This window comes from Parerythrobacter jejuensis (genome assembly GCF_039536765.1).
GTDB lineage: Bacteria > Pseudomonadota > Alphaproteobacteria > Sphingomonadales > Sphingomonadaceae > Parerythrobacter > Parerythrobacter jejuensis.
This window is the reverse complement of record NZ_BAAAZF010000001.1, coordinates 2,279,522-2,301,610: the sequence shown is the minus strand read 5'-3', so window position 1 is coordinate 2,301,610 and position 22,089 is coordinate 2,279,522. Positions and strand designations below refer to the sequence as shown.

The following is a 22,089-nucleotide window of genomic DNA, read 5'->3' as shown; positions in this document are numbered from 1 at the left end:
AATGCTGTGCGATGCGCTCTCAGACAAAGGTCGTAAGACCATTCGCTAGCTGTGTCCGGACCCGATCCGCAGGCATTCTTCCCTGAATATCTTGTGGGAGGGATTATCATGACACACGGCATCACACGCCAAGCATTGCGGGCCACCATGCTGGCTGCAACTTGTCTCGCGACTTCACCTGCTCTGGCCCAGGAAACAACCGTGGAAGACCGGCTCTCGCGGCTGGAGGCCTTGGTAGAAGGGCTGGTCGAACGCATGGATGCACGACAGGGCGACGTAACCACCCAGCAGGCTGCCGTACTGGCCGAGACCCAACGGGCGTTAGCCGAAACGCGGGCCATGCAGGAACGCCAGACAGAGCTTGCCGCACAAGTTGCGGAACCCAAGAAGCAGGAAGACAAGGGCTTCCGCGTCGGCAACACGACCATTGCCTATGCCGGTTATGTCAAATTGGATGCGATAACCCAGCGCACCAGTGGCGGCCAGATTGGCGGTGGCAGTATCGTGCGCGACTTCCTGATCCCCGGTGCTATCCCGGTCGGCGGCAACGGGTCAGGCTGGGACACGGATTTCAGTGCGCGCCAATCCCGTTTCATCCTCAAGACGTCGACCGATGTCGGGGCGGATCACCAGCTCAACTCGCAAATCGAGCTCGATTTCATGGTCACGCCTGGCGGTGACGAGCGGATTTCCAACAGTTATACTCCGCGCTTGCGGCAGGCCTTCATTACCTATGATAACTGGCTGTTCGGCCAGGCCTGGTCAACGTTCCAGAATGTTGGCGCCCTGCCCGACAGCCTTGATTTCATCGGCACCACGCCCGGCACGGTCTTCGATCGCCAGCCCATGATCCGTTATACCAAAGGCGGGTTGCAGCTGGCGGTTGAACAGCCGGAAACCACTGTGACCTCGCCCACTGGCGCGCGGGTCCTTGCAGGTGATGATACGCTTCCCGACTTTGTTGCACGCTACAACTTCTCCGGCGATTGGGGCTCGCTCAGTGCGGCCGGCATCCTGCGCAACCTGAAGATCACCGATGATGATTTCGGTACCGGCAGCGACAGCGCACTGGCCTACGGACTCAGCCTCTCCGGCAAGGTCAAAGTCGGGCCGCGCGACGATTTGCGTTTCATGGCCACGGCAGGTGACGGGCTAGGCCGGTATATCGGTCTCAATATCGTCAACGATGCGGCGATTGATGCGACCGGCAAGCTGGACCCCATCTTCACCTATTCCGGATTCGCCGCATATCGCCACTTCTGGAGCGACGATCTACGCTCCACCATCGGCGCATCCTATTTTAAGGCCGACAACCCGGTATTGTTGACCGGCAACCTTGTGACCGATGAAAGCTGGAATGCCCTCGCCAACATCATCTGGACGCCGGTCACGCCGCTCAGCATTGGCCTCGAATACATGTATGCCGAACGTTCTTTGGAAGACGGACGGTCTGGCAATCTGCAAAAAGTGCAGGTCTCGACCAAATACTCGTTCTAAGCTTAGCCGCTGCGCCGCCGCCGGGCGCTACTTCTTCAACGGCGGTTGCTTGCGGGTGAACACCAGCTCACTGTCGGAAGACGCCTTGGCATCATATGCATAGGCTTCCGCATTGAAGTCTTTCAGCCCGTCGGCACGGTCGACCTGGTTGTCCATGATCCAGCGCGCCATCAGGCCGCGGGCGAACTTCACGTGATACATCAGTCGCCGCGCTTCTCCGTCCTTCACATTGAGAAACGAGGCAGTGACGGCCTTGCCCGGCAAAACCTGCGTATCCACCGCCTTGAAATACTCGTTGGACGCAAGATTGACGATGGTTTGGTCGGCATGTTCCGAAATATCACTGGCGAGGGTCTCGCCAATATGACTGCCCCAGAAATCATACAGTGACCCGCCGCGGGCATTCTTCATCTTGGTGCCCATCTCCAGCCGGTAGGGCTGGATAACGTCCATCGGACGCAGCAACCCATACAGGCCGGACAGGATCCGCAAATGGTCCTGGGCATAGCTGAGCGCAGCCTCGTCCATGCTCTTGGCCTCGAGCCCCCAATAGACATCGCCATCGAAAGTCAGCCCGGCAGGCTTGGCCGAATTGCTGCGCCCGTCGAGATCGAAGCTCTTGAAGCGGTCTGCGTTCAGTTCTGCCAGCTTGTCCGAAATGCCCATCAGCCGTTTGAGGTCTGCCGCCGATTGTTTCTTCGCAACACCGGCAAGCTCTCGCGTATGCACGTCAAGCCGGGGGCGGGTGAGGTCCAGCCCAGTTTCAGCCGGATCGAAATTCAGCTTCTTGGCTGGCGACAGCAAGGTAATCATAACTTGGCATTGCCTCTTCACACCGGCACCGGAATTCACCGCTCACCGTATCCTGAAAACAATATACGGGGCGAATGGCAAGCCGTTCCCGACAACAGCGGGGGAAGACCTGCGCAAGACGGCATCAAGGAGAAAAAGGTGGTGAGCCCTGCTGGGTTCGAACCAGCGACCTACTGATTAAAAGTCAGTTGCTCTACCAACTGAGCTAAGGGCCCACCTGTGTGCTTGGTGGCACGGACGGCTCCCCTAGGCAGGGGGCGCAGGCGGGTCAAGCGGAGTTTGGCAATTCGGCGCGAAGATCCTGCTTGCCGCTGCCGCCGCCTATTGTTCGGCGTGGGCCATTTGCCAGTGTTCGGCAATTTCACGATTGCGCGGGGCGAGCTGACGCGCCCGGTCGAGGAACGTGCGCGCTGCGTCCGGATCCTCGCCCGATTGCCACAATGCCCACCCTAATGTGTCGAGAATCTCCGGGCTTTCGGGCGACTGTGCCAGCGCCCGCCGGGCCAGGGCCACGGCCGCATCATACCCGCCCAGCCTGGCTTTGACCGCGGCCGAATTGTTCAGGAGCACCGGATCGGTCATGGCTTCATCGCGGCTCAACGGATCGAGGATGGCATCCGCTTTGCCCCAGTCTCCGGCGCGAATGGCGAGGCCAGCCTTGCGTAGAGGCGCGGCCAGCTTCTGCGACCCGTCGCGGCGGGCGATAACCTCTCGGATCGCAGCAGGATCGCCGCGCCCGGTTTCCTGCGCAAGATCAAGCGCGAGGAGGAGGCTGGCGCCGTCGGCCTGCGGATGTTCGATAACGGGTTCGATCACCTCCCACGCATTGGCGAGCTCGCCATTCGCAGCGAGGTTTTCTGCCAGCACCCGGCGCGCCAGAGGGTCACCCTCACTGCGGGCGAAATAGCGTTGTAGGGCTGTAATCGCCGACTGGCGCTGCCCGCGTGCAGACGCCACGAAGCCCTGCAAGCGCTGGAATTCGGGCATACCCGAAAGCCCGTCCGGCATCATTTCGATCAGGCTGTTGGCGCGATCGATATCGCCGGCATCGTAAGCCATTTGCGCGGTGAAATAGAGCGCCACCGGATGGGCCGGACCGGCAGAATTTGCCTTCTCCACCCACGCCGCAGAGCCTTTCGTATCACCCCGATCGCGGGCAATCGCGGAAAGCGCCAGCATCGCGGTTTGCTGCGCGGGGCGAACGTCCAGCACGGTGTTGAAATGGATTGCAGCTTCGGCCGGTTGCCTGTCGGCGAGTTTGATCTGGCCGGCCAGCATATGTGCTTCCGGCACAGCCGGGCTTTGCAACAGGACCGGGGCAAGGCGGGCAAGCGCGGCCTCCGGCTTGCCGTTGGTCCAGATGCGTTCGGCATCCATGGCAATCAGGCGTGGTGCATCGGGATGAGCGGTCAGCCCCTGATCGAGCAAAGCAAAGCCCGCTTCGAAATCTCCGGTTGCCAGCGCCACCCCGGCAGAAACTGCGAAAGCGCGTTCCGCCTCCAGCGGAATGTCGGCCAGGGTTTTGCGGGCCATGTTTGTGTTGCCGCCCGCCAAGTAGGCTTCTGCCAGCCAGGATCGCGCCACTACAAATTCCGGGGCGGCCGGGGGAATTTTCTTGAGCTCGGTTATTGCGCGGTCCGGATTGCCCAGCATCAGCGCCACTTCTCCGGCCAGCAGGCGCGAAGGCACATAGGCGGCATCTTTCTCGCTCATTTGCGCCAGATGGAGCAGCGCAGCGCGAGGCTCGCTTGCAGCGAGCGCCTGCTGCGCCGCTGCCATCGGATCGGCGGGGCCATTGTCACAGGCCACCAGCGCCAATCCCAGCGCGAGGGTTAATGGCAGGCGGAAAGAACGATGTGCGGAAGGCTCGGACATGCAGCGATCCTAGCGCGGGATGTTTAACAAGCGGTTGGCCAGAAAACCGTCGGAAATTCTTACAAATGCGCGCGCTCTCACAAAGCCGTTAACCAGTGAAGGGCCCGCAGATCCTCACCTTGCCCCTTGCTGGCACGCTCCATGCTTCCCTTGCTTAACTATTCGCGGCTTGCGGGCCGTTACTGGGTTGAACCGGGGTCGAAACCGAATTGTGATGGGGACAATGATGATCAAAAATCTGAAAACCAAAGCTGCCACAGCAGTTGCACTGGGTACGCTGGCTATGGCCGCACCAGCAAATGCGACGATTTTCGAATATGACATGACCAATGGCGATCTGCTGACGATCGACACCGACAAGTCGACTGCCACGTGGAAGGGCAAGAACATCGATACGGTGATGACCAGCCCCGACTTTGCCAAATTTACTGGCGGCGCCAATCCGCGTTTCACAGCTGTACTGACTTCGCTCGACGGCACCCGCACCATTCGCGGCAAGACCTACACCGACAATCCCAAGAACATTAACACGACGCACCCGCAAAAACTGATCGGCCAGGGTTCGCGGTTCAATCTCTGGGCATGGTGGGGCGACCCGATCAAGGGCGGCGATTATATCAAGCATATCGGCGGCTATACTGCGACCGAAGTACCCGCTCCGGGCATGCTGGGACTGTTCGGGCTTGCCTTGGCGGCGCTCGGCTTCCGCCGTCGTCGCAGCCGCATGGCTACTGCAAAGCTTGCTGCCGCCTGATCGCGACAGCCAGACACGGAAAACTATCGGGCCGGCTTCTAACGAGGCTGGCCCTTTTTCTTTGTCAGGCGTGCGGCAAGATGGGCGAGCGACAGGCCGGAAGCCGGATCTTTCCACCCACCAGCGATCTCACGCGCTGGACGCAGTACAAAATCCCGGCCCGGCAGTCCTGCGTGGGGGATAATGAGGGCCTTCGAGGCGAAGCTACCCCCGCTCCAAAGGATAAGATCGAGATCCAGCACCCGGTCTCCCCAGCGCCGCCATTTCCGCCGACCAAACTCGTGTTCGACATGCTGGAGCCCTGCCAACATCGCTTCGGGATCGAGCTGGCTTTCGATGACTACGGCCGCGTTGGCGAACCAACGGCGCGAAGGCCCCATCGGCGGTGTTGCCCTGATCGCGGATCTTGCGGTGACGGTACCGAGCACGGCCAATTCCTCCATCGCCGCGCGCACCACATTGGCAGGCGGGCCGTAGCGATGATGACGCCGGTTGGAGCCGAGCGCGACAAGATAGGTGCTGCTCAGATATCCTCGCAGAGACGGCCATAGAGCTGCGGACGGCGATCACGGAAGAAACCCATGCCCGCCCGGTGGGTGGCAGCCTGATCGAGGTCCAGTGTCGCCACCAGGATGCCCTCGTCATCGGCACCAAATTCGACCACCTTCTCGCCCCACTCATTGGTCACGAAGCTGTGGCCGTAGAAAGTTTGCTCACCCTCGGTACCGATCCGGTTGGCCGCGATTACCGGCATGCAATTGGAAACGCTGTGCCCCTGCATCGCGCGTTGCCACATCGCGCTCGTGTCGAGATCGCTATCGTAAGGTTCGGAGCCGATGGCCGTGGGGTAGAACAGCAATTCGGCGCCCATTAAGGCCATGACGCGCGCGCATTCAGGATACCATTGGTCCCAGCAAATGCCGACGCCGATCCGGGTGCCGGCAAAATCCCACACTTTGAACCCGCCATTGCCCGGGCGAAAATAGAATTTTTCTTCGTAGCCAGGTCCGTCGGGAATGTGGCTCTTGCGATAGGTCCCCTGCACTTCGCCGTCAGGGCCGATCATCGCGAGCGTGTTGTAATAGTGATGCCCGTCACGCTCGAAAAAGCTGGTTGGTATGGCAACGCGCAGCTTGGCCGCCAGCTTGCGCATGGCGACGACGGAAGGATGTTCCAGCGTCGGGCGGGCGAGTGCGAACAGCGCCTCGTCTTCCTGCTGGCAGAAATAGGCGCCCGAAAACAGTTCGGGTGGCAACACGATCTCGGCGCCTCGCGCAGCGGCCTGCTCGACCAGCTCGGCTACCGCCTCGATATTGTCCTGCTCGCCTGGCCGGGCGAGCGGCAGCTGGAGGGCGGCGACAGTGATTTCACGCATGATAGTCTCTCACGCGCCGCCCTCTAGCGTCAGTCTGCTTTCTTGAACAGCAGCGTCATCCGGTCGCTTTCGCCAATCGCTTCGTATTTGGCGCGATCTTCGTCACCGTAACGCAGCACTGGCGGCAGCGTCCACACGCCCCCTTCCCAGTTCGCGGGATCCTTCGGGTTTGCATTCACCTCGCTGCTATCGACCAGTTCGAAGCCGTTCGCCTCGAAAATGGCGACGACATCTTTCTGGCGCATGTAGCCACGCTGGCGCGCTCCGTAATCATCGTAGCTCGCCCCGTCAGGTGCGCGGTGCTGGACGACGCCAACCATGCCATCATCCTTGAGCATCTTGCGCGCTGCCTTGAGCACATCGTCGGCCGTATTGCCGATATTGAGCCCGTGCATCGAACGGAAGATAAGCACGCGGTCGACAGTGCCGGCGACATCATCCGGCATTTCGTCGGTCTCGAACGCCGTCACGCTGTCCGGTTCCACACCCATACCTTCGGCGAGCGCATTCTTGAAGGTTTCTGTCCACGCCTTGGCGCGGGCTTCCTGGGCGCGCGTGTTGTAGCTGCGCGCATCGCTATCGCCGTTGAAGGCGATGTATTTGCCATTCGGCATCAGCCAAGGAGCGAGCACGCGAGTGTACCACGCACCGCCGGGGCCATATTCGGCGACCGTCATGGTCGGTTCAACCCGGAAGAAAGCAAGCGTTTCGGCCGGATTGCGATACTGGTCGCGCGCAGTGTCGTTCGCGCGCAGCTCGGCGGCCAGCACTTCGGCCAGGCCCGCAGGCATGGCGTCCTGGGCAACAGCCGGAGCGGCAATTGCCAGCGGCAGGGCCGCAGCGGCGGCAAGCATGATGTTCTTCATTGGACAGTCCCTCTTCGAAAACACGATAATGGCTTAACGCTGGAATAGCATATTTGGTTTCACCTCCTATCTTCGGTGAAACGAACGGAGATTTCTATGAGCAACATGCAGCAGGCCATCATTGCAGGCGGATGCTTCTGGTGCACCGAAGCGGTGTTCAAGGATGTGATCGGTGTGACAGAAGTCGAGAGCGGTTATATCGGCGGCGATGTACCCAATCCCACCTACAAGGCGGTGTGCACCGGTACCACCGGCCATGCCGAGGGCATCCGCGTCACCTTCGATACCGATGTTGTTACCTTGCCGGAAATCTACGACATGTTCCTTGGCACGCATGACCCGACCCAGCTTAACCGTCAGGGCGGCGATGTGGGCACGCAATATCGCAGCGCGATCTTTCCGCTCGACGATGCCCAGCGCAGCGAAGCCGAAGCCGCGATCGCGCGCTGGAACGATAGCAATAGCGGCACGGCCGTGACCACCGTCGAGACGGGCGAATGGTACCCCGCCGAGGACTACCATCAGGCCTATTGGGACGGCGACGGCCAACGCAATCCCTATTGCCAGGCCGTGATCCCGCCCAAGCTGATGAAACTGCGCAAAAGCTTCGCCCAATATGTGAAGGATTAACGGTAGCGCGCTGCGGTGATGAATTCGCCGAAACTCTCGCACCAGACGACGACAGTGGTGTAGTCTTCGATATTCACGCCTTCGGGGATGTCGAGCAGGAATCCGTCGAAGGTTTTGACGGCTCCGATCCGCACGGAATCGGCCTTCACAGGCCCGAATTCGTCTTCGTGCTCGACAAATTCCTGGGTCAGGTAAACCATGTAGTCCGGACCGGGGGCCAGCTCGCCCTGGTGGACAATGCGCTCGGCCGAGACGCTGATCGTGCCTTCGCCCCAGTGGAGCGCATCGCTGCCGCGCAGGTCGCGGGTCAGGTCAGCACTGTATTGTGCCTTGGCGGCTTGTTCTTGCAGCACTGCTGCCTCGGGCGAAGGTGGCGCGGTCAGGATCGGCAGCAAGTAGATGCCGAGGCCGAAACCGATGGCGAGTGCCGCCGCATGCGAGAAAACGAGTAGGATGATGCGCTTCATTTGAGCCTCCCTGGTAAAGCAAGCGTTTGGTTGTTGCCCTATCGTCCGCACGCCGAGCGCGAAAAGTTACGAAGCAGGCTGACCCGTCAGCTTATCGCCGCCAGCGTGCAATGAAAAATCCATCGAGGCCACCCTGTTCCGCCAGCATCCCGGGATCGCAACGCAGCCAGCCCTCTGCGGTCGGCTTCAGCCCTGCCGGAAGCTCATCTCCGGTGATCGGTGTGGGTGTTAACGCGACATGCGCCGCTTGCTCTTCGCCTTCCTCGCTTTCCAGCGAGCAAACCGCGTAGACCAGGGTGCCGCCCGGTTTGAGCCAACCCTGCGCGCGCTCCAGCAAGGCCATCTGCAAGCTCGTCATTTCCTCGATCTGCCGTCCGCTGATGCGATGGAGCACATCGGGATGCCGGCGACAGGTGCCAGTGGCCGTGCATGGAGCATCAAGCAAGATGGCATCAAACTGATGCTTGGGTTCCCATGTCAGGGCGTCGGCGCGCACGGGCGCAGCTTTGAGGCCGGTGCGTTTGAGATTGTCTTTGAGCAAATCGAGCCTGCGCTTGCTCAGGTCCAGCGCGGTCACATTCCAGCCCGCCGCCGCCAGTTGCAGGCTTTTCCCGCCCGGAGCAGCACACAGATCGAGCACGTGACGCCCTTCCCCCTGCCCCAACAAACGGGCGGGAAGCGACGCAGCGATATCCTGTACCCACCAGGCCCCGTCCTTGAAGCCGGGCAGGTTTTCGACAGCCTCCCCGCGCGAAAGGCGCAGGTGCCCCGGCGCGAAACTGTCTGCTGACAAGGTGTTGGCCCATTGCGCGGTTTCTGCCGAATTACGGAGTGTGAGATCGAGCGGAGGCGGTTCGGCCAGGCCGGGCGCAATCGCTGCCGATTTGCCCGCGCCCCAGCGCAGGATCACCGCGTCGGGCAGAGTAGGCGCAGCGGGGAGTTCGACCTCTTGCTTTGCAAGGGTCGAAAAAACCCCGTGCGCCAATTTGCGTGCGCCGCCGATGAGCAAGGGAAGGCCGGTCGCGATGACGGCGTGGGGCGGCGTTTCCAGCCGCAACCATTGCGCCAGCATCATGCGTAGCACCATGCGTGGCCTCGCATCATCGGCCAGTTTTTTCCGCGTTGCGCTATCAATCATGGCATCGAGATCGGTCAGCCAGCGCAAGGTCTCGTTGGCGATCGCCCGTGCCAGTGCCTTGTCCGGTGCCTGCCGGATGCGCGAGGTCGCCGGGCCGATCGCCTGCTCCAGCGTGTCGCCACGCCGCAACACGGCATCAAGCATTTGCAGCGCCGCACGGCGGGCATGGATTCCGGAAGGTTCAGCCATGGGCAGCCGTTAGGCTACCTTGAAACCAAGCGCCAGTGCGCGCATTTGAAGACATATGAAACGCGCAACCAAACGGCCCGAGGGCTTCAAGAAGCCGGAGCATTGGCACACCGATCCTGCACCCAAGCCGCGACCGATCGATGCGAGCGAGGAAGATCCCGACGGTCTTAGCCCGACGCGCTATGGAGACTGGGTGAAAGACGGTGTCGCGATTGATTTCTAGAGTTTCTTGAGCTCAATCCGCAGCCCATCCTTGGGTTGCGGGATGGGCCATGCCTGCCATGCGGGATTGTAGCCTTCGGCGACTTCGATCCGGTAACGCGTCAGCATGTGCGCCATCAGGATCTTGATCTGCATATACGCGAAATGCAGGCCCAGGCACATATGGGCGCCCCCACCAAACGGAACCCAGGCGTATTTGTGGCGCGCCTTCACCAGTTCCGGCGTGAACCGCATTGGATCGAAGGTGAAAGGACTGTCCCAATATTCCTCCGAATGATGGGTGTAGTGAATGTTGATCCCGACATGCTGCCCTGCAGGAATGTGGTAGCCGCCGAATTCAAATGCCTTGAGCCCCCGGCGCGGCATGGATGGCACGGGCGGGGTCATCCGCAATGATTCCTTGAACGCCATCTCGGTCAGATCCGGCTCGCCCAGCTGGTCATAGGCCAGATCCTTGCCCTCGCCACCGGTGATCGCGGTCAGTTCCTGCCGGACTTTCTCCTGCCACTCCGGATTCTGCGCGAGATAGAAAACCAGCGAAGTTGCGCTGGAAGTGATCGTGTCATGCGCGGCCATCATCAGGAAATTCATGTGGTCGACCACTTCGTCGACCGGCATCTGGCTGCCGTCCTCGTATTCAGCGGTCGCGAACTGGCTGAACATGTCTTGCCCGCCGCCCTCGGCGCGGATGCGATGGGTTTCCTTGGTAAAGTAATCGACCAGGAACGCGCGCCCATCGACGCCCTTCTTCATTTTGGTAAAGGGCAGTGGCTTGCGCACCGGAGCAACCGACGCCTGGACCATATCGACAAAGGCGGTATTGATCGCATCCGCTTCCGGCCCAAACGGCAGGCCGAGAAAACTGTCGGCGGCCAGATCGAGCGTAAGCTGCTTGATCGCGGGGTAAAATTGGAGAGGTCCCTCGCCCCATTCGCCCATCCGTTTGCCGATCCCGCGATTGAGCGCATCGGCATAATGGCGCATCGGGCCGGGTTTGAATGCAATCGACAGCGCGCGACGATCGGCGCGGTGATGATCGAAATCCATCAGCATCAATCCGCGCGGGAATAACTGGTCCAGAATCGGCCCCCAGCCCTGCTCGCTGGAAAAGCGCTTTTCACGGTCGAACAGCACCATTTCGTTGGCTTCGGCACCGATCATCGCAACATTCCAGCCACCGAAGCTATGGACACGGTAAACCTTGCCATAGGTTTCCACCATGCGCCGCGTGAAGGCGTGCGGATCGCGCAACTGGGTGAAGGTGTGCCCGACCATGGGCCAGCCCTTTTCGCCAGGGATGTGGGCGATTTCCGAGACATCGGGAACGCCCTGCGTCCAGTGGGTTGGAGGGGTCGCGCGAAGTTCCGGCGAGGCGATGGGGGTCTGTGCTGCGGTTGCCATAATATACCCTGCTTACACCAATGTCAGTAAAGGGTGAAGTCAAATCCAGCCTGACAATTCCTGTCGCGCCAAAGCTTCGACCATATCCATACCCGGCGCACTGTCGTTGAGACAGGTTAGAGCAGCAAAATCACTGCCGCCGGCGTCCAGAAACTGCTCCTTGCCCTGGATCGCAATCTCCTCGAGCGTTTCCAGGCAATCGGCAGAGAACCCCGGCATGGCGACGGCCAAGCGCTTGGTGCCTTGGGCCGCAAGTTCGTCAATCGTCGTATCGGTTGCTGGCTCAAGCCATTTGGCCGGGCCGAAACGGCTTTGGAACGTGGTAACAATCCGCATGCCGTCCCTGCCAATCCGTTCGCCCAGCAGGCGCGCGGTTTTATGACAATGGCAATGATACGGATCGCCCAGTTCCAGCGTGCGCTGGGGCATGCCGTGGAAGCTCAGCATCAGCACTTCCGGCGCAAACGGCAGGGCATCGAGCTGGTGGGTGAGGTCCGCCTCCAATGCGTCCAGATAGGCAGGGTGATCGTGATAGGGCGGCAAGGTGCGCAAGGTCATCTGCCAGCGCAAATCACGCAACGTATCGGCGGCCTTGTCTGCGACCGTCGCCGTGGTAGCGCCGGAATATTGCGGATAGAGTGGCGCGAGCAAGATCCGCTCGCAACCGGCATCTTTCAGCGCGCGCAGCCGGTTGTCGATCGATGGATTGCCATATCGCATCGCCCAATCAACCAGCACCTGCTCGCCCAGACGCACTTGCAACGCTTCTGCCTGTCGCCTGGTGATGGCGGCCAGCGGCGATCCATCCTCGCTCCACACCTGTTGATAGGCATGCGCACTTTTCTTCGGACGTGTGTTCAGGATGATGCCACGCAGGATCGGCTGCCACGCGATTTGCGGAATCTCGACCACGCGCTTGTCTGACAGGAATTCCGCCAGATAGCGCTTCACCGATTTGGTGTCTGGGGCATCGGGGGTGCCCAGATTGACGAGCAGCACGCCTACCTTCCCGCTGTTGGCGGGAGGATGGTCTGCCGGGAGAGATTGAGGTTGCCAGGTCATAGTCTTCGCCAACCCCAATGCACGAGGCGCGTCAAGGTGCCCTAAAGCCCGCCCGAAAGCAGTGGCAAGCGGCGCAGACGCAGGCCAGTGGCGGAGAAAAGTGCGTTGGCAATGGCAGGCGCCACCACCGCAACACCCAGTTCGCCTGGGTCGAATGCCGCCTTGTCGCTGGCGACAAATTCGATCTCGATATCCGGACAATCGGCGAGGACCGGCAGGTTAAGTGCCCCCAGCCTGCCGCGCGCCGGAATGCCCCGGTCATATGTTGTGCTGGCGCCAAGCGCGAGCGAAAGGCCGAAAATGAGCCCACCCTCGATTTGCTGTCGGGCGATATCGAGATTGACGATACGCCCGATATCAACCGCCGCACTCAGCTTGCCGACGCGCACACCGCCCTCATCGCGGCGGGCGGTCGCAATGCAGGCAATCCGTCCACCTGTATCTGCTGTACCCATGCGGTGGCAGGCGAGCCCTTGTCCGCTGCCGTCGCCCCCACCGCCCCATTCCGCCAGGCGGGCGGCGCGTTGGAGACATTCGACCAGCCGGATATCCTGGCCCAGCATCTCGATCCGGTAAGACAGCGGCTCGCGATTCGCGCGCTTGGCCACTTCATCGATGAAGCTCTCGGTCACGAACGCGGTGTAGCCGTGTGCATTCCCGCGCATTCGGCCCGCCGGCAGCCCGGTTTTCACCGGGACATGGTCGATACCGACATTGGGGACACCATAGGGCGGCATCGCGCCTTCACCCATAAGGGGATCAGGCGTGCCACTGCTGGCCGCGATGGCTCCCCAGCTGGTTGTGTTCTCGAACAAGCGTTCGCCGAATTCCAGCCCAGCCGGAGCACTTGCAATGCGCGTGCGCAGGATATCGACCGCCCCCGTCGGCCCCAGCTTGGCCGTCACGATCGCTGCGGCGGGTGCGCGCGGCGGGGCCAGCAGCGCCTCTTGCCAGCGCGACCACACCAGCTGGACAGGGCGTTCCGCCTCGCGCGCAATCAGCGCCACTTCGATGGCGTGATCATGCTCCAGCCGGCGATCAAAACTGCCGCCCGCCGGCATCGGATACAGCACGACCTTCTCGACTGGAAGGTCGATCGCTCTTGCCGCTGCCTCGCGTGCCCGCTCCGGCGCCTGGCTCGCCATCCACAGCTCCAGCGTCCCGTCCCGCAACCACGCGGTTGCGGTTGCTGTCTCGAGCGGCGCGTGGATCGCGGGCGCGATGTCATAGCGCAGGGCAATGTCGGGTTCACCCAAGCCTGTCGTGCCTGCTCCGCGTTCTGCAATACGCGTGCCGGGCTCCTCGCGGATCGCCTCGTCAAGGCGCTGCTCTATCGCGGTGCTGTCGACTGGATCGACAGTGCGGAAACGTGCACCCACCGTGTCGAGCGCGCGCTCTGCTGCCCACCATGTCTCTGCCAGTGCGGCGATCCAGCGTTTACCCTCGACCAGCCCCACAAAACCGGGAATGGCCTGCACTTTCGATGCTTCAAACTTGGCCAATTCCGACTTGCCGAACGGGCCATGGCGAATACCGGCAAAGACCATTCCGGGCAGGCGGATATCGCCGGCGAAAATATGGGTCCCGTCCACTTTCGACGGCAGATCCAGCCTTGGGAACGAGGTGGATGCATCGTTCTCCCCGCTCACCGGTGTTTCGAAAGCACCTTTGGTACGCAGAGGTGCGGGATCAGGCGGGTCGAGCTCTGCTGCTTCTTGCGCCAGTTCGGCAAAGCGCAGCCGTTTGTCGCCGTGGGTGATAAAGCCGGCCTGGGCTTCGCATTCTTCCCAAGATACATCCCAGCGTTCGGCCGCGGCCTGAGCCAGCATAGTGCGCGCCGCAGCCGCAGCTTCCCGGCTTGATTGCTCATAGGCATCGAGCGACATGCCATCGGCAGTCGCGGTGAAGCGGGTATGTTCGGCAAACCGCCTGGCGACGAGATCCTCCGGCCCAGTCTCGACAAAGCCCGGCGTGGCGTCGGGCATCCATAGCGGGGCCCACTTCGCGGCCAATGGTACATTGGCATAGGCGCCGCTGACCGGAGCCGGCTCGACGGCGATCTGGCGCCAATCCGCGCCGAGTTCGACCGCGACCAGTTGGGGCAGGATTGTCGTTACCCCTTGCCCCATTTCGAGCTGGGGCACGGCCACGGTGACCACACCATCTATTCCGATCTTGAGCCAGGCCCCGAAAGCTGTTTCGCCCTCGGCAGGCTCCAGCGGTGTACTAAATGTGCGTGGCATCAATGCCCACGCGACCAGCAACCCTCCGCCGACTGCGGCGCCCGCAAGCACTCCGCGTCGGCTGACCGGCATCAGGCGGCCTGCCCCTGGCGCAGCCAGTCCGACAGCTGGGCGGCAATTGCGGTGAACGCGGCCCCGGCGTCGCCATCATCGGCGGCAGGCGGTGTTCCTTTATCACTGGCTTCGCGAATGGCCATGGTCAGGGGGATACGGCCTAGGAAAGGCAGTTCCAACCGCTCTGCGATCTTCTCCACACCGCCCTGACCGAAGGGATCACTCACTTCGCCGCAATGGGGGCAGGCATAGCCGGCCATATTCTCGACCAAGCCAATCACTGGAACACCTGCGGTTTCGAACAATTGCCCGGCCCGGGCAGCATCGATCAGGGCCAGGTCCTGCGGGGTGGAGACGATGATCGCCCCTTGCGGCTTGTGCTTTTGCACCATGGTCAGCTGCACATCGCCTGTCCCCGGCGGAAGATCCATCAGGATGATGTCGGCATCACCCCAATCCGCCTCAACCAGCTGGGTCAACGCTCCGGCTGCCATCGGCCCGCGCCATGCGATTGCCTTGCCCGGCGCAATCAGGTGGCCCATCGACAGCATCGGGATACCCATCACGCCGCGTACCGGCTGCAACGTCTGCTCAACCGCTTCGGGCTTTTCTTTCTCGCTCGCCAACAAAGTAGGCTGCGACGGCCCGTAAATATCGGCATCGACGACGCCGACATTATGGCCCATCCGCTTGAGCGCGACTGCAAGATTGGCGGTCAAAGTCGACTTGCCGACACCGCCTTTGCCCGAACCAATCGCAATGAACCGCCGGTCGACGCGCTCAGCCATAACGGCAATGCGGGCCTCGCTCACCCCCTCGACAGCTTCGAGAGCCTGCTTCGCACCAGCCTCCAAATCCGCCCGGCCCTTGCCATCCAACCCGGTGCCATCGAGCACTGCTGTTACGGCGTCTGGCTTGACCAACAACGAACTAACGCGGGCAGCAATTGCCTCGGGCAAAGCGCTCTTTAAAATCGTCTCGTTCAACATGCGCGGCTCCCTAGCAGCAATTTTGCTGCCGCCACCCCTGTTTTTCCCGCACCGGCTCCCTATAACGAAAGACATGGAAAGATTTGACAGTTTCCGAAGACGTTTCGGTTTGGCCATGGCGGGCAAGAGCCCGTGGGGCGGCTCCAATGGTAGTGGCAATGGAGAGAGCGGAGGAGAAGGCGGAGGAGGCGACACACCTTCTTCCGGCGATTCCAAGGGCCCACGCAATCCCTGGTTGCCACCCGGCAAAGGCGAAGAGCCGCGCCGCAGCGCCAGCATCGAAGATATTTTCAAGAACCGCGGCCCCGAAGGTCCGCGTCGTTCCGGCGGCGGTGGTGGCGGTGGCCCCAATTTCCGCCTGCCCCAGCGCCCCGGTGGGAAAAGCTGGCTGCCGCTGATCATCGCCGGCGTTGCCGGTGCGTGGCTGTTCTTCAGCAGTGTCCACCAGGTCGGCCCCAAGGAACAGGGCGTGGTCAGCACTTTTGGCCAATACTCGCGCACATTGCAGCCGGGTCTGAATTTCACCGCGCCTTGGCCGTTCCAGAATGTCGATATTATGGATGTCAGTACGTTCCGGTCGGAGCGGGTTGGCTCCAGCGGCGAAAAACTGATTCTGACCGGAGACCAGAACCTGGTCGACCTGTCTTATCTTATTCGCTGGAACATCAAGGACCTGAAGCAATACAAGTATCAGCTCGCAGAGCCTGTCGAGACGGTTGAGGAAGTTGCCGAATTCGCCATGCGGGCCTCGGTTGCCGAGAAAGAGCTCGATGATGTGCTGTCAGGCTCTGGCCGTGCGGATATCGAACAGCGCGTGCGCAGCCGGATGCAAGCCACGCTCGATGCCTATCGCTCCGGCATCGCCGTACAGGGTATCGAAATCGAGAAAACCGATCCGCCCGAAAGGGTGATCGAAGCGTTCAAGGACGTGTCGGCCGCGCAGCAGAATGCGGAAACCGACATCAACCGCGCCCGCGCCTTTGCCCAGCAGGTCCTGGCCCGTGCGCAAGGTGATGCCGCCTCGTTCGACAAGATCTACGAGGAATACCGCCTCGCCCCCGAAGTGACGCGGCGCCGGCTCTATTACGAGACCATGGAAAGCGTGTTGAGCAAGACGGACAAGACAGTGATCGAAGCCGAAGGCGTAACGCCATACCTGCCTTTGCCGGAGGTGCGCCGCCGCAGCCAGGCCAATGCCCAGGCCGCTGAAGGAGGCCAGTGATGGAAACGCTCTGGAATAACCACAAATTCTCGATCCTCGCGGTGTTCGTATTGCTGGGGCTCCTCGCCTCCAGCATCGTGATCGTGCCCGAGACCAAGCAGGCGGTGATCATTCGCACGGGTGAACCGGTGCGCAATGTGAACACGTTCAAACCGGATGTGCCCTATGGCCAGACCGGTGCGGGCATGGTGTTGCGCATCCCGCTGATCGAAACCGTCCAGATGATCGACAAGCGGGTGCTGGATCTCGATATGGAGCGCCAGCAGGTCTTGTCGAATGACCAGCAGCGCCTGCAAGTCGACGCCTTTGCCCGGTTCCGCATTATCGATCCCGATCTTATGGTGGAAACGGCCGGTACCGAAGAGAACGTGATGCTGCAGTTGCAGCCGATCCTGACCTCGGTTCTGCGCCAGGAACTCGGCCGTCGGCCCTTCTCCTCGTTGCTGACGGCGGAACGTGGCGATGCGATGCGCAATATTCGTGAGGCGCTGGACACCCAGGCCCGACAATATGGCGCACAGGTTATCGACGTTCGGATCAAACGTGCCGACCTGCCCGAAGGCACACCGCTCGACTCAGCGTTCCAGCGAATGGAAGCAGACCGTCAGGAAGAAGCCGAGACTATCCGCGCGCAGGGCCGCAAGAATGCTCAGATCATCCGCGCAGAAGCAGAGGCAACCGCTGCACGAACCTATGCCGAAGCTTATGGCAAGGACCCGGATTTCTACGACTTCTACCGCGCCATGCAGAGTTATCGGACCACGTTTGAAAGCGGACAAGCCGAAAGTTCTGTCATCCTGTCGCCGGATAATGAATATCTGCGGCAATTCCGCGGTCGGCGCTGATCGGGCTTGGTTGGCGGTCGGTCGACGACTACAAATGTCGTTAAACCGCCGTTCAGCGCGCGTTGCGTTGAAATAGCGGCGTGTCAAAATGAAAAAGGGCCGGCGTGAAACCGGATGGCCTTTCGGTGCGTATATTCATGCACCGGACGAGATGAAAAGGAACGAGAGGACGTGAAACCCGTGCGCTATGCTTATGGCCTTACCTCCGCGCTGCTGGTCGGCGGCGCGACCGCATCCCTGCTGACCGGCCACCCTGCCGGAGCGCAGGTCGCCCAGAACGATGATCGTGCCATGTCGCGCGCCGTGCCGCGTGCCGGCGCGCCAGAGAGCTTCGCCGAGCTAACGGCCCAGCTGCAGCCTGCTGTCGTCAACATCTCGACCCGGCAGCGGATCGAAGTCAGCAATCGTAATCCGTTTGCGGGCACGCCGTTTGCAGACCTGTTCGGCCGCCGCGGCCAGCAGCAGAACCAGCCACAAACGCGCGAAGCGCAATCGCTGGGTTCTGGATTCTTCATTTCTGCCGACGGCTACGTCGTCACCAACAACCACGTTGTCAGTCCGAACGGGCGCGGTACGGTGGAAGAAATCACCGTGACCCTGCCTGATGGCACAGAATACGAGGCCGAACTGGTCGGGGCCGATGCCCAATCGGACCTGGCCGTATTGAAGGTCAATCGCAGCGAGGCGTTTCCCTTCGTCAAGTTCGGCGATTCGAGCGAAGCACGCGCCGGCGACTGGGTGATTGCCATCGGCAACCCCTTCGGCCTGGGTGGAACTGTGACCAGCGGGATCGTTTCGGCGGTGCTGCGCAATACAGGTGGCGGTGCGTATGACCGCTATATCCAGACCGATGCCTCCATCAACCGGGGTAACTCGGGCGGGCCACTGTTCGATATGGAAGGCAATGTGATCGGCATTAACAATGCGATCTTCTCACCATCAGGCGGCAGCGTGGGCATCGGCTTTGCCATCCCTGCAGAAATTGCCCAGCCGATCGTCGATCAGCTGCGCGATGGCAATTCGATCGAGCGCGGATATCTCGGTGTGCAAATCCAGCCGGTGACTGATGACGTCGCCGATTCGCTCGGCCTGCCGCAGAATCGCGGCGAATTTGTGCAATCGGTCGTCGATGGCGAAGCCGCTTCGAATGCGGGTATCGAGCCGGGTGACATCGTCCTGACAATTGATGGCAAGGACGTGAAGCCGGACCAGACCCTGTCCTTCCTGATCGCCAACATTTCACCGGGCACAACTGTGCCGGTGCAGCTGTTCCGCGACGGGCAACGCCGCAATGTCAATGTCACGGTCGGTCGCCGTCCGAGCGAAGATGAATTGCGCCAGTCGCAGATGTTCAGCGGCAATGACGAGGATCCGCAGGAAATGGCGCCCGACGCCAATGATAGCGAGATGATTGCCGAGAAGCTTGGCTTGGGCGTGGTGCCTGTGACACCGCAAATTGCCCGCCAGTTAGGCGTAGAAGCGGATATGGAAGGCCTCGCCATTGCGGTCGTCAATCCGAATTCGGATGCGGGCCGCAAGGGTCTGCAACGGCGCGACATCATCCTGACTGCGAACTACAAGCCGGTTTCCACTGTTGCCGATCTGGAAGCGATTGTGCGCGAGGCCGAAGCTGCCGACCGCGAAGCGGTGCTGCTGCGGGTCCAGCGCAGAGGTCGCCCGGCCTCGTACGTTGCCGTTCGCATCCAGTAATCGCGACGGACCGAACTGCTCAAACCTGAGCACGAAATAGCCCCCGTCAGAGCGATCTGGCGGGGGCTTTTGTATGTCTTCGCGTTATTGGCCCGGAGGTGGCGCAGGTGGCGGACTTTCCGGAGGTTCGCTGCCACCTGTGGCCTGATCGAGGAAATCGTCACTTGCTGCCTGAGGCGCTGCGCCATCAGGAGCAGGCTCTGGAGGTCGACGCGGGCGTTCGGCTTCACCGGGCCCGGTCTCGCCTTCGATCGGGAAGCCATCGCCCCGCGGTCCCTCGACACGGCCCGGCTCGATCAGGTTCCCTTGCTCGTCGATATAGTAGTAATCGTCCGGATCGCCGAAATAGAATTCGTCGTCCGGCTCCAGCTGCCATTCTGGCAGTTTCAAATCGGTATCGAATTTCTCGACCGGGCGGTCTTTGACGGCAAAGCGCATGAAAGCGGAAAATGCCTGAGCCGGTGCGCGCCCGCCTTGCAGGCCGCTGACGGCTTTATTGTCGTCACGACCCATCCACACGCCAGTGGTGATCCCGCTGGAGAACCCGACGAAATAGCCATCCTTGTTCGAACTGGTCGTCCCGGTCTTGCCTGCCACGGGCCGCCCGATCTGTGCGGCGCGCCCGGTTCCGGTCTGGACCGCCGATTGCAGCAAATCGGTCATCCCGGCGGCCACATAGTCGGGCACCAGTTTCACATCGCGAGGCTTATCGCGCTCGTAAATCGTCTCGCCTTCTGCGGTCGTTACTTTGACAATACCATAAGGCTCCACCGATGCGCCCATTGCAGAGACCGAGGCGAAAGCGCGTGTCATATCAAGCAGGCGCACCTCGGAACTGCCCAGGACCATGGCCGGGAAGGTCGAAATTTCGGTCGTGATGCCAAAGCGCCGCGCCATCGAGGCGACCGTGCCGAAGCCGACTTCGTTGCCCAATTGGGCCGCGACCGTGTTCTTGGAATAGGCGAAGGCGCTGCGCAGGCTCATTTCGCCAGCGTAATTCCCTCCCGAATTGCGCGGGCTCCATCCATCAATGGTGACCGGCGTATCCACGACACGGTCTTCGGGCGTGTAGCCGGCCTCTAGCGCAGCGAGATAGACGAACAGTTTCCAGCTTGATCCAGGCTGCCGCAGTGCAGTTGTCGCGCGATTGAAGTTGGTCTCGACATAGTCGTTGCCGCCGACCAGCGCGAGGATCGCCCCGTCGCGGTCCAGGCTCACCAAAGCTCCCTGCGCGCCCGATGGTGCGTTGGACGTGATGGCCGCGGTGGCAGCGCGCTGCATCCCGACATCGAGGGTGGTCCAAACCTCGATCGGTTCAAACGTCTCGGGCAACAAAATGTCGAGCTGGGGCAATGCCCAGTCGGTGAAATAGCGAACCGAATTCTGTCCGCTTTCCTGCCGCAGGTCGACTGTATCGACATTGACCGAAGCCTGCTCGGCCGTAATCCTGCCTTGCTCGCGCATCAGGCGCAGCACGACTTTGGCCCGGTTGACTGCGGCATCGACATCGGCCGTCGGGGCATAGCGGCTGGGTGCCTTGACCAGCCCCGCGATAATCGCCGCTTCTGCAGTGTTCAGTTCAGTCGCCGGGTGGCTGAAGAATTTCCGGCTCGCGCTATCGATACCGTAGGCCCCGCCGCCGAAATAGACCTTGTTGAGGTAGAGTTCGAGGATCTGCTCTTTCGAGAATTTTGATTCCAAGGCCAGTGCCAGCACGGCTTCGCGCAGCTTGCGGTCGAGCGTGCGGTTGGAATTGAGAAAGACGTTGCGCGCCAATTGCTGCGTAATCGTGGATGTCCCGCCGATCCGCTTTTCTCCCGTCATCCCCTCCAGGATCGCGCCGGTCAGCCGGATCGGGTCGACACCAAAATGCGAGTAATAGCGACGATCCTCGACCGAGATCATCGCCTCTTTCATGATGCCGGGGATCTCGTCGCTGTTCAGCCATTGACCAAAACTCGGCCCCAGCTCGACAATGACCGAGCCGTCGCGTGCGCGCACAACAATGGTCTGGGCGTTTTGGGTTGCCTTGAGCTGGCTGTAACTGGGCAGCGAGCGCGCTGCAAACATCACGGCGAGGCCCAGGAACAGGGCGCCAAGCAGCGCCAGCGCTCCGCCCCAGATCACAATCCGCTTGGCCCAGCGCGCGAACTTGCCGGGTTGCTTGCCCGACGCTGCTTTCCTGGCTTTCTTTGCCGCTTTGCGACGGCTGCCCCTTTTGGCCATTAGTCTTGCACTACCCTGTGACGCCGTGCGCGGAACCGGCGCACCCACCCATCACATGCATGCATAGGCGAAGCGTAACCCGCCGTGAACGGGAAATTACGAGTCCTTCCCGCCACCATCGAAATCGAGCGCCGTGCTGTTGATGCAATAGCGCAAGCCGCCCTGATCCTGCGGACCATCGGGGAAGACATGGCCCAAATGGCCATCGCAGTTGGAGCAGGTCACCTCGGTGCGGATCATGCCATGCGTGGTATCGCGATGCTCGGCCACGGACTCGCCATCACTGGGCTTTGTGAAAGCCGGCCAGCCACACCCGCTGTTATATTTGGCATCGCTTTCAAACAGCTTCTGGCCGCAGCCGGCACAGAAGTACTCTCCGTCTTCGTAGAACTTGTCGTATTTGCCAGTGAAAGGGCGCTCCGTCCCGGCTTCGCGCAAGACATGGAATTGTTCAGGCGAGAGCTGCTCGCGCCATTCGCTTTGTGTCTTTGCCTTGGGGTCGGTCATCGCA

The 22,089-nt window shown here is 61.3% G+C and carries 20 protein-coding genes and 1 tRNA gene; 7 read left to right on the top strand and 14 right to left on the bottom strand.

Annotated features, from left to right (window positions below; genetic code table 11):
• Nucleotides 1–108: 108 nt before the first annotated feature.
• The gene (locus tag ABD653_RS11310; protein ID WP_234032143.1) at nt 109–1,497 is read left to right on the top strand and encodes a DcaP family trimeric outer membrane transporter; all 1,389 of its coding nucleotides are present in this window, start codon (nt 109–111) and stop codon (nt 1,495–1,497) included.
• A gap of 27 nt (nt 1,498–1,524) precedes the next feature.
• Here ABD653_RS11310 and yaaA read toward each other — a convergent pair whose 3' ends face one another.
• From yaaA to ABD653_RS11295, 3 genes are all read right to left on the bottom strand, one after another.
• Nucleotides 1,525–2,310 carry a peroxide stress protein YaaA gene (gene yaaA / locus ABD653_RS11305; protein WP_160778775.1) on the bottom strand — a complete coding sequence of 262 codons (786 nt, stop codon included), beginning with the start codon at nt 2,308–2,310 and terminating at the stop codon, nt 1,525–1,527.
• Nucleotides 2,311–2,449: 139 nt separating this feature from the next.
• A tRNA-Lys gene (locus tag ABD653_RS11300) sits at nt 2,450–2,525 on the bottom strand.
• 106 nt (nt 2,526–2,631) lie between these two features.
• A complete protein-coding gene (locus ABD653_RS11295; protein WP_160778774.1) occupies nt 2,632–4,185 on the bottom strand; it encodes a tetratricopeptide repeat protein in 1,554 nt (517 codons plus the stop codon).
• A gap of 223 nt (nt 4,186–4,408) precedes the next feature.
• Between ABD653_RS11295 and ABD653_RS11290 the strand changes: the two genes are divergently transcribed.
• Nucleotides 4,409–4,939 (top strand): PEP-CTERM sorting domain-containing protein, encoded by a 531-nt coding sequence (locus ABD653_RS11290; protein WP_160778773.1) that lies wholly within the window; start codon nt 4,409–4,411, stop codon nt 4,937–4,939.
• 38 nt (nt 4,940–4,977) lie between these two features.
• Here the strand turns inward: ABD653_RS11290 and folK are convergent, their stop codons facing one another.
• From folK to ABD653_RS11275, 3 genes are read right to left on the bottom strand one after another with little or no spacing between them, the layout of a single operon-like run.
• The gene (gene folK / locus ABD653_RS11285; RefSeq protein ID WP_325065423.1) at nt 4,978–5,466 is read right to left on the bottom strand and encodes a 2-amino-4-hydroxy-6-hydroxymethyldihydropteridine diphosphokinase; all 489 of its coding nucleotides are present in this window, start codon (nt 5,464–5,466) and stop codon (nt 4,978–4,980) included.
• Entirely contained in the window at nt 5,463–6,314 is an 852-nt protein-coding gene (aguB, locus tag ABD653_RS11280) for an N-carbamoylputrescine amidase (RefSeq protein WP_160778772.1), read from the bottom strand. The genes folK and aguB overlap by 4 nt, the downstream gene beginning before the upstream one ends.
• 29 nt (nt 6,315–6,343) lie before the next feature.
• Entirely contained in the window at nt 6,344–7,180 is an 837-nt protein-coding gene (locus tag ABD653_RS11275) for a class I SAM-dependent methyltransferase (RefSeq protein WP_160778771.1), read from the bottom strand.
• Nucleotides 7,181–7,285: 105 nt separating this feature from the next.
• On the opposite strand from ABD653_RS11275, the gene msrA reads away from it, so the two are divergent.
• A complete protein-coding gene (gene msrA / locus ABD653_RS11270; RefSeq protein WP_160780355.1) occupies nt 7,286–7,810 on the top strand; it encodes a peptide-methionine (S)-S-oxide reductase MsrA in 525 nt (174 codons plus the stop codon).
• Here msrA and ABD653_RS11265 read toward each other — a convergent pair.
• Both ABD653_RS11265 and ABD653_RS11260 read right to left on the bottom strand, forming a co-directional pair.
• Nucleotides 7,807–8,277, bottom strand: a complete 471-nt coding sequence (locus tag ABD653_RS11265; RefSeq protein WP_160778770.1) for a DM13 domain-containing protein — start codon at nt 8,275–8,277, stop codon at nt 7,807–7,809. The two genes, msrA and ABD653_RS11265, sit on opposite strands and share 4 nt — an antisense overlap.
• Nucleotides 8,278–8,368: 91 nt before the next feature.
• Nucleotides 8,369–9,604, bottom strand: coding sequence for an RsmB/NOP family class I SAM-dependent RNA methyltransferase (locus tag ABD653_RS11260; protein ID WP_160778769.1), 1,236 nt, complete (start codon nt 9,602–9,604; stop codon nt 8,369–8,371).
• Between the two features lie 55 nt (nt 9,605–9,659).
• Between ABD653_RS11260 and ABD653_RS11255 the strand changes: the two genes are divergently transcribed.
• Complete coding sequence (locus ABD653_RS11255; protein WP_160778768.1) at nt 9,660–9,827, top strand: DUF1674 domain-containing protein; 168 nt, start codon at nt 9,660–9,662, stop codon at nt 9,825–9,827.
• On the opposite strand, the gene ABD653_RS11250 is transcribed toward ABD653_RS11255, so the two are convergent.
• The 4 genes from ABD653_RS11250 to ABD653_RS11235 are packed head-to-tail and all read right to left on the bottom strand — an operon-like array spanning nt 9,824 to nt 15,575.
• Nucleotides 9,824–11,227 (bottom strand): cytochrome P450, encoded by a 1,404-nt coding sequence (locus ABD653_RS11250; RefSeq protein WP_160778767.1) that lies wholly within the window; start codon nt 11,225–11,227, stop codon nt 9,824–9,826. The two genes, ABD653_RS11255 and ABD653_RS11250, sit on opposite strands and share 4 nt — an antisense overlap.
• 39 nt (nt 11,228–11,266) lie before the next feature.
• Nucleotides 11,267–12,289 carry a ferrochelatase gene (gene hemH, locus ABD653_RS11245; protein WP_160778766.1) on the bottom strand — a complete coding sequence of 341 codons (1,023 nt, stop codon included), beginning with the start codon at nt 12,287–12,289 and terminating at the stop codon, nt 11,267–11,269.
• A gap of 41 nt (nt 12,290–12,330) precedes the next feature.
• Nucleotides 12,331–14,604 carry a molybdopterin cofactor-binding domain-containing protein gene (locus tag ABD653_RS11240; RefSeq protein WP_160778765.1) on the bottom strand — a complete coding sequence of 758 codons (2,274 nt, stop codon included), beginning with the start codon at nt 14,602–14,604 and terminating at the stop codon, nt 12,331–12,333.
• Nucleotides 14,604–15,575, bottom strand: coding sequence for an Mrp/NBP35 family ATP-binding protein (locus ABD653_RS11235; protein ID WP_160778764.1), 972 nt, complete (start codon nt 15,573–15,575; stop codon nt 14,604–14,606). Before ABD653_RS11235 ends, ABD653_RS11240 begins: the two co-directional genes overlap by 1 nt.
• Nucleotides 15,576–15,648: 73 nt before the next feature.
• Between ABD653_RS11235 and hflK the strand changes: the two genes are divergently transcribed.
• From hflK to ABD653_RS11220, 3 genes are all read left to right on the top strand, one after another.
• Nucleotides 15,649–16,797 (top strand): protease modulator HflK, encoded by a 1,149-nt coding sequence (hflK, locus tag ABD653_RS11230; protein WP_234032142.1) that lies wholly within the window; start codon nt 15,649–15,651, stop codon nt 16,795–16,797.
• Nucleotides 16,797–17,642, top strand: coding sequence for a protease modulator HflC (hflC, locus tag ABD653_RS11225; protein WP_160778763.1), 846 nt, complete (start codon nt 16,797–16,799; stop codon nt 17,640–17,642). Before hflK ends, hflC begins: the two co-directional genes overlap by 1 nt.
• A gap of 180 nt (nt 17,643–17,822) precedes the next feature.
• A complete protein-coding gene (locus tag ABD653_RS11220; protein ID WP_325065422.1) occupies nt 17,823–19,352 on the top strand; it encodes a Do family serine endopeptidase in 1,530 nt (509 codons plus the stop codon).
• An 84-nt stretch (nt 19,353–19,436) separates the two neighbouring features.
• Here ABD653_RS11220 and ABD653_RS11215 read toward each other — a convergent pair whose 3' ends face one another.
• Nucleotides 19,437–21,578 (bottom strand): transglycosylase domain-containing protein, encoded by a 2,142-nt coding sequence (locus ABD653_RS11215; protein ID WP_160778761.1) that lies wholly within the window; start codon nt 21,576–21,578, stop codon nt 19,437–19,439.
• A 96-nt stretch (nt 21,579–21,674) separates the two neighbouring features.
• On the bottom strand, nt 21,675–22,085 hold the full coding sequence (gene msrB / locus ABD653_RS11210; RefSeq protein WP_160778760.1) for a peptide-methionine (R)-S-oxide reductase MsrB: 411 nt from the start codon (nt 22,083–22,085) through the stop codon (nt 21,675–21,677).
• Between the last annotated feature and the right edge of the window lie 4 nt (nt 22,086–22,089).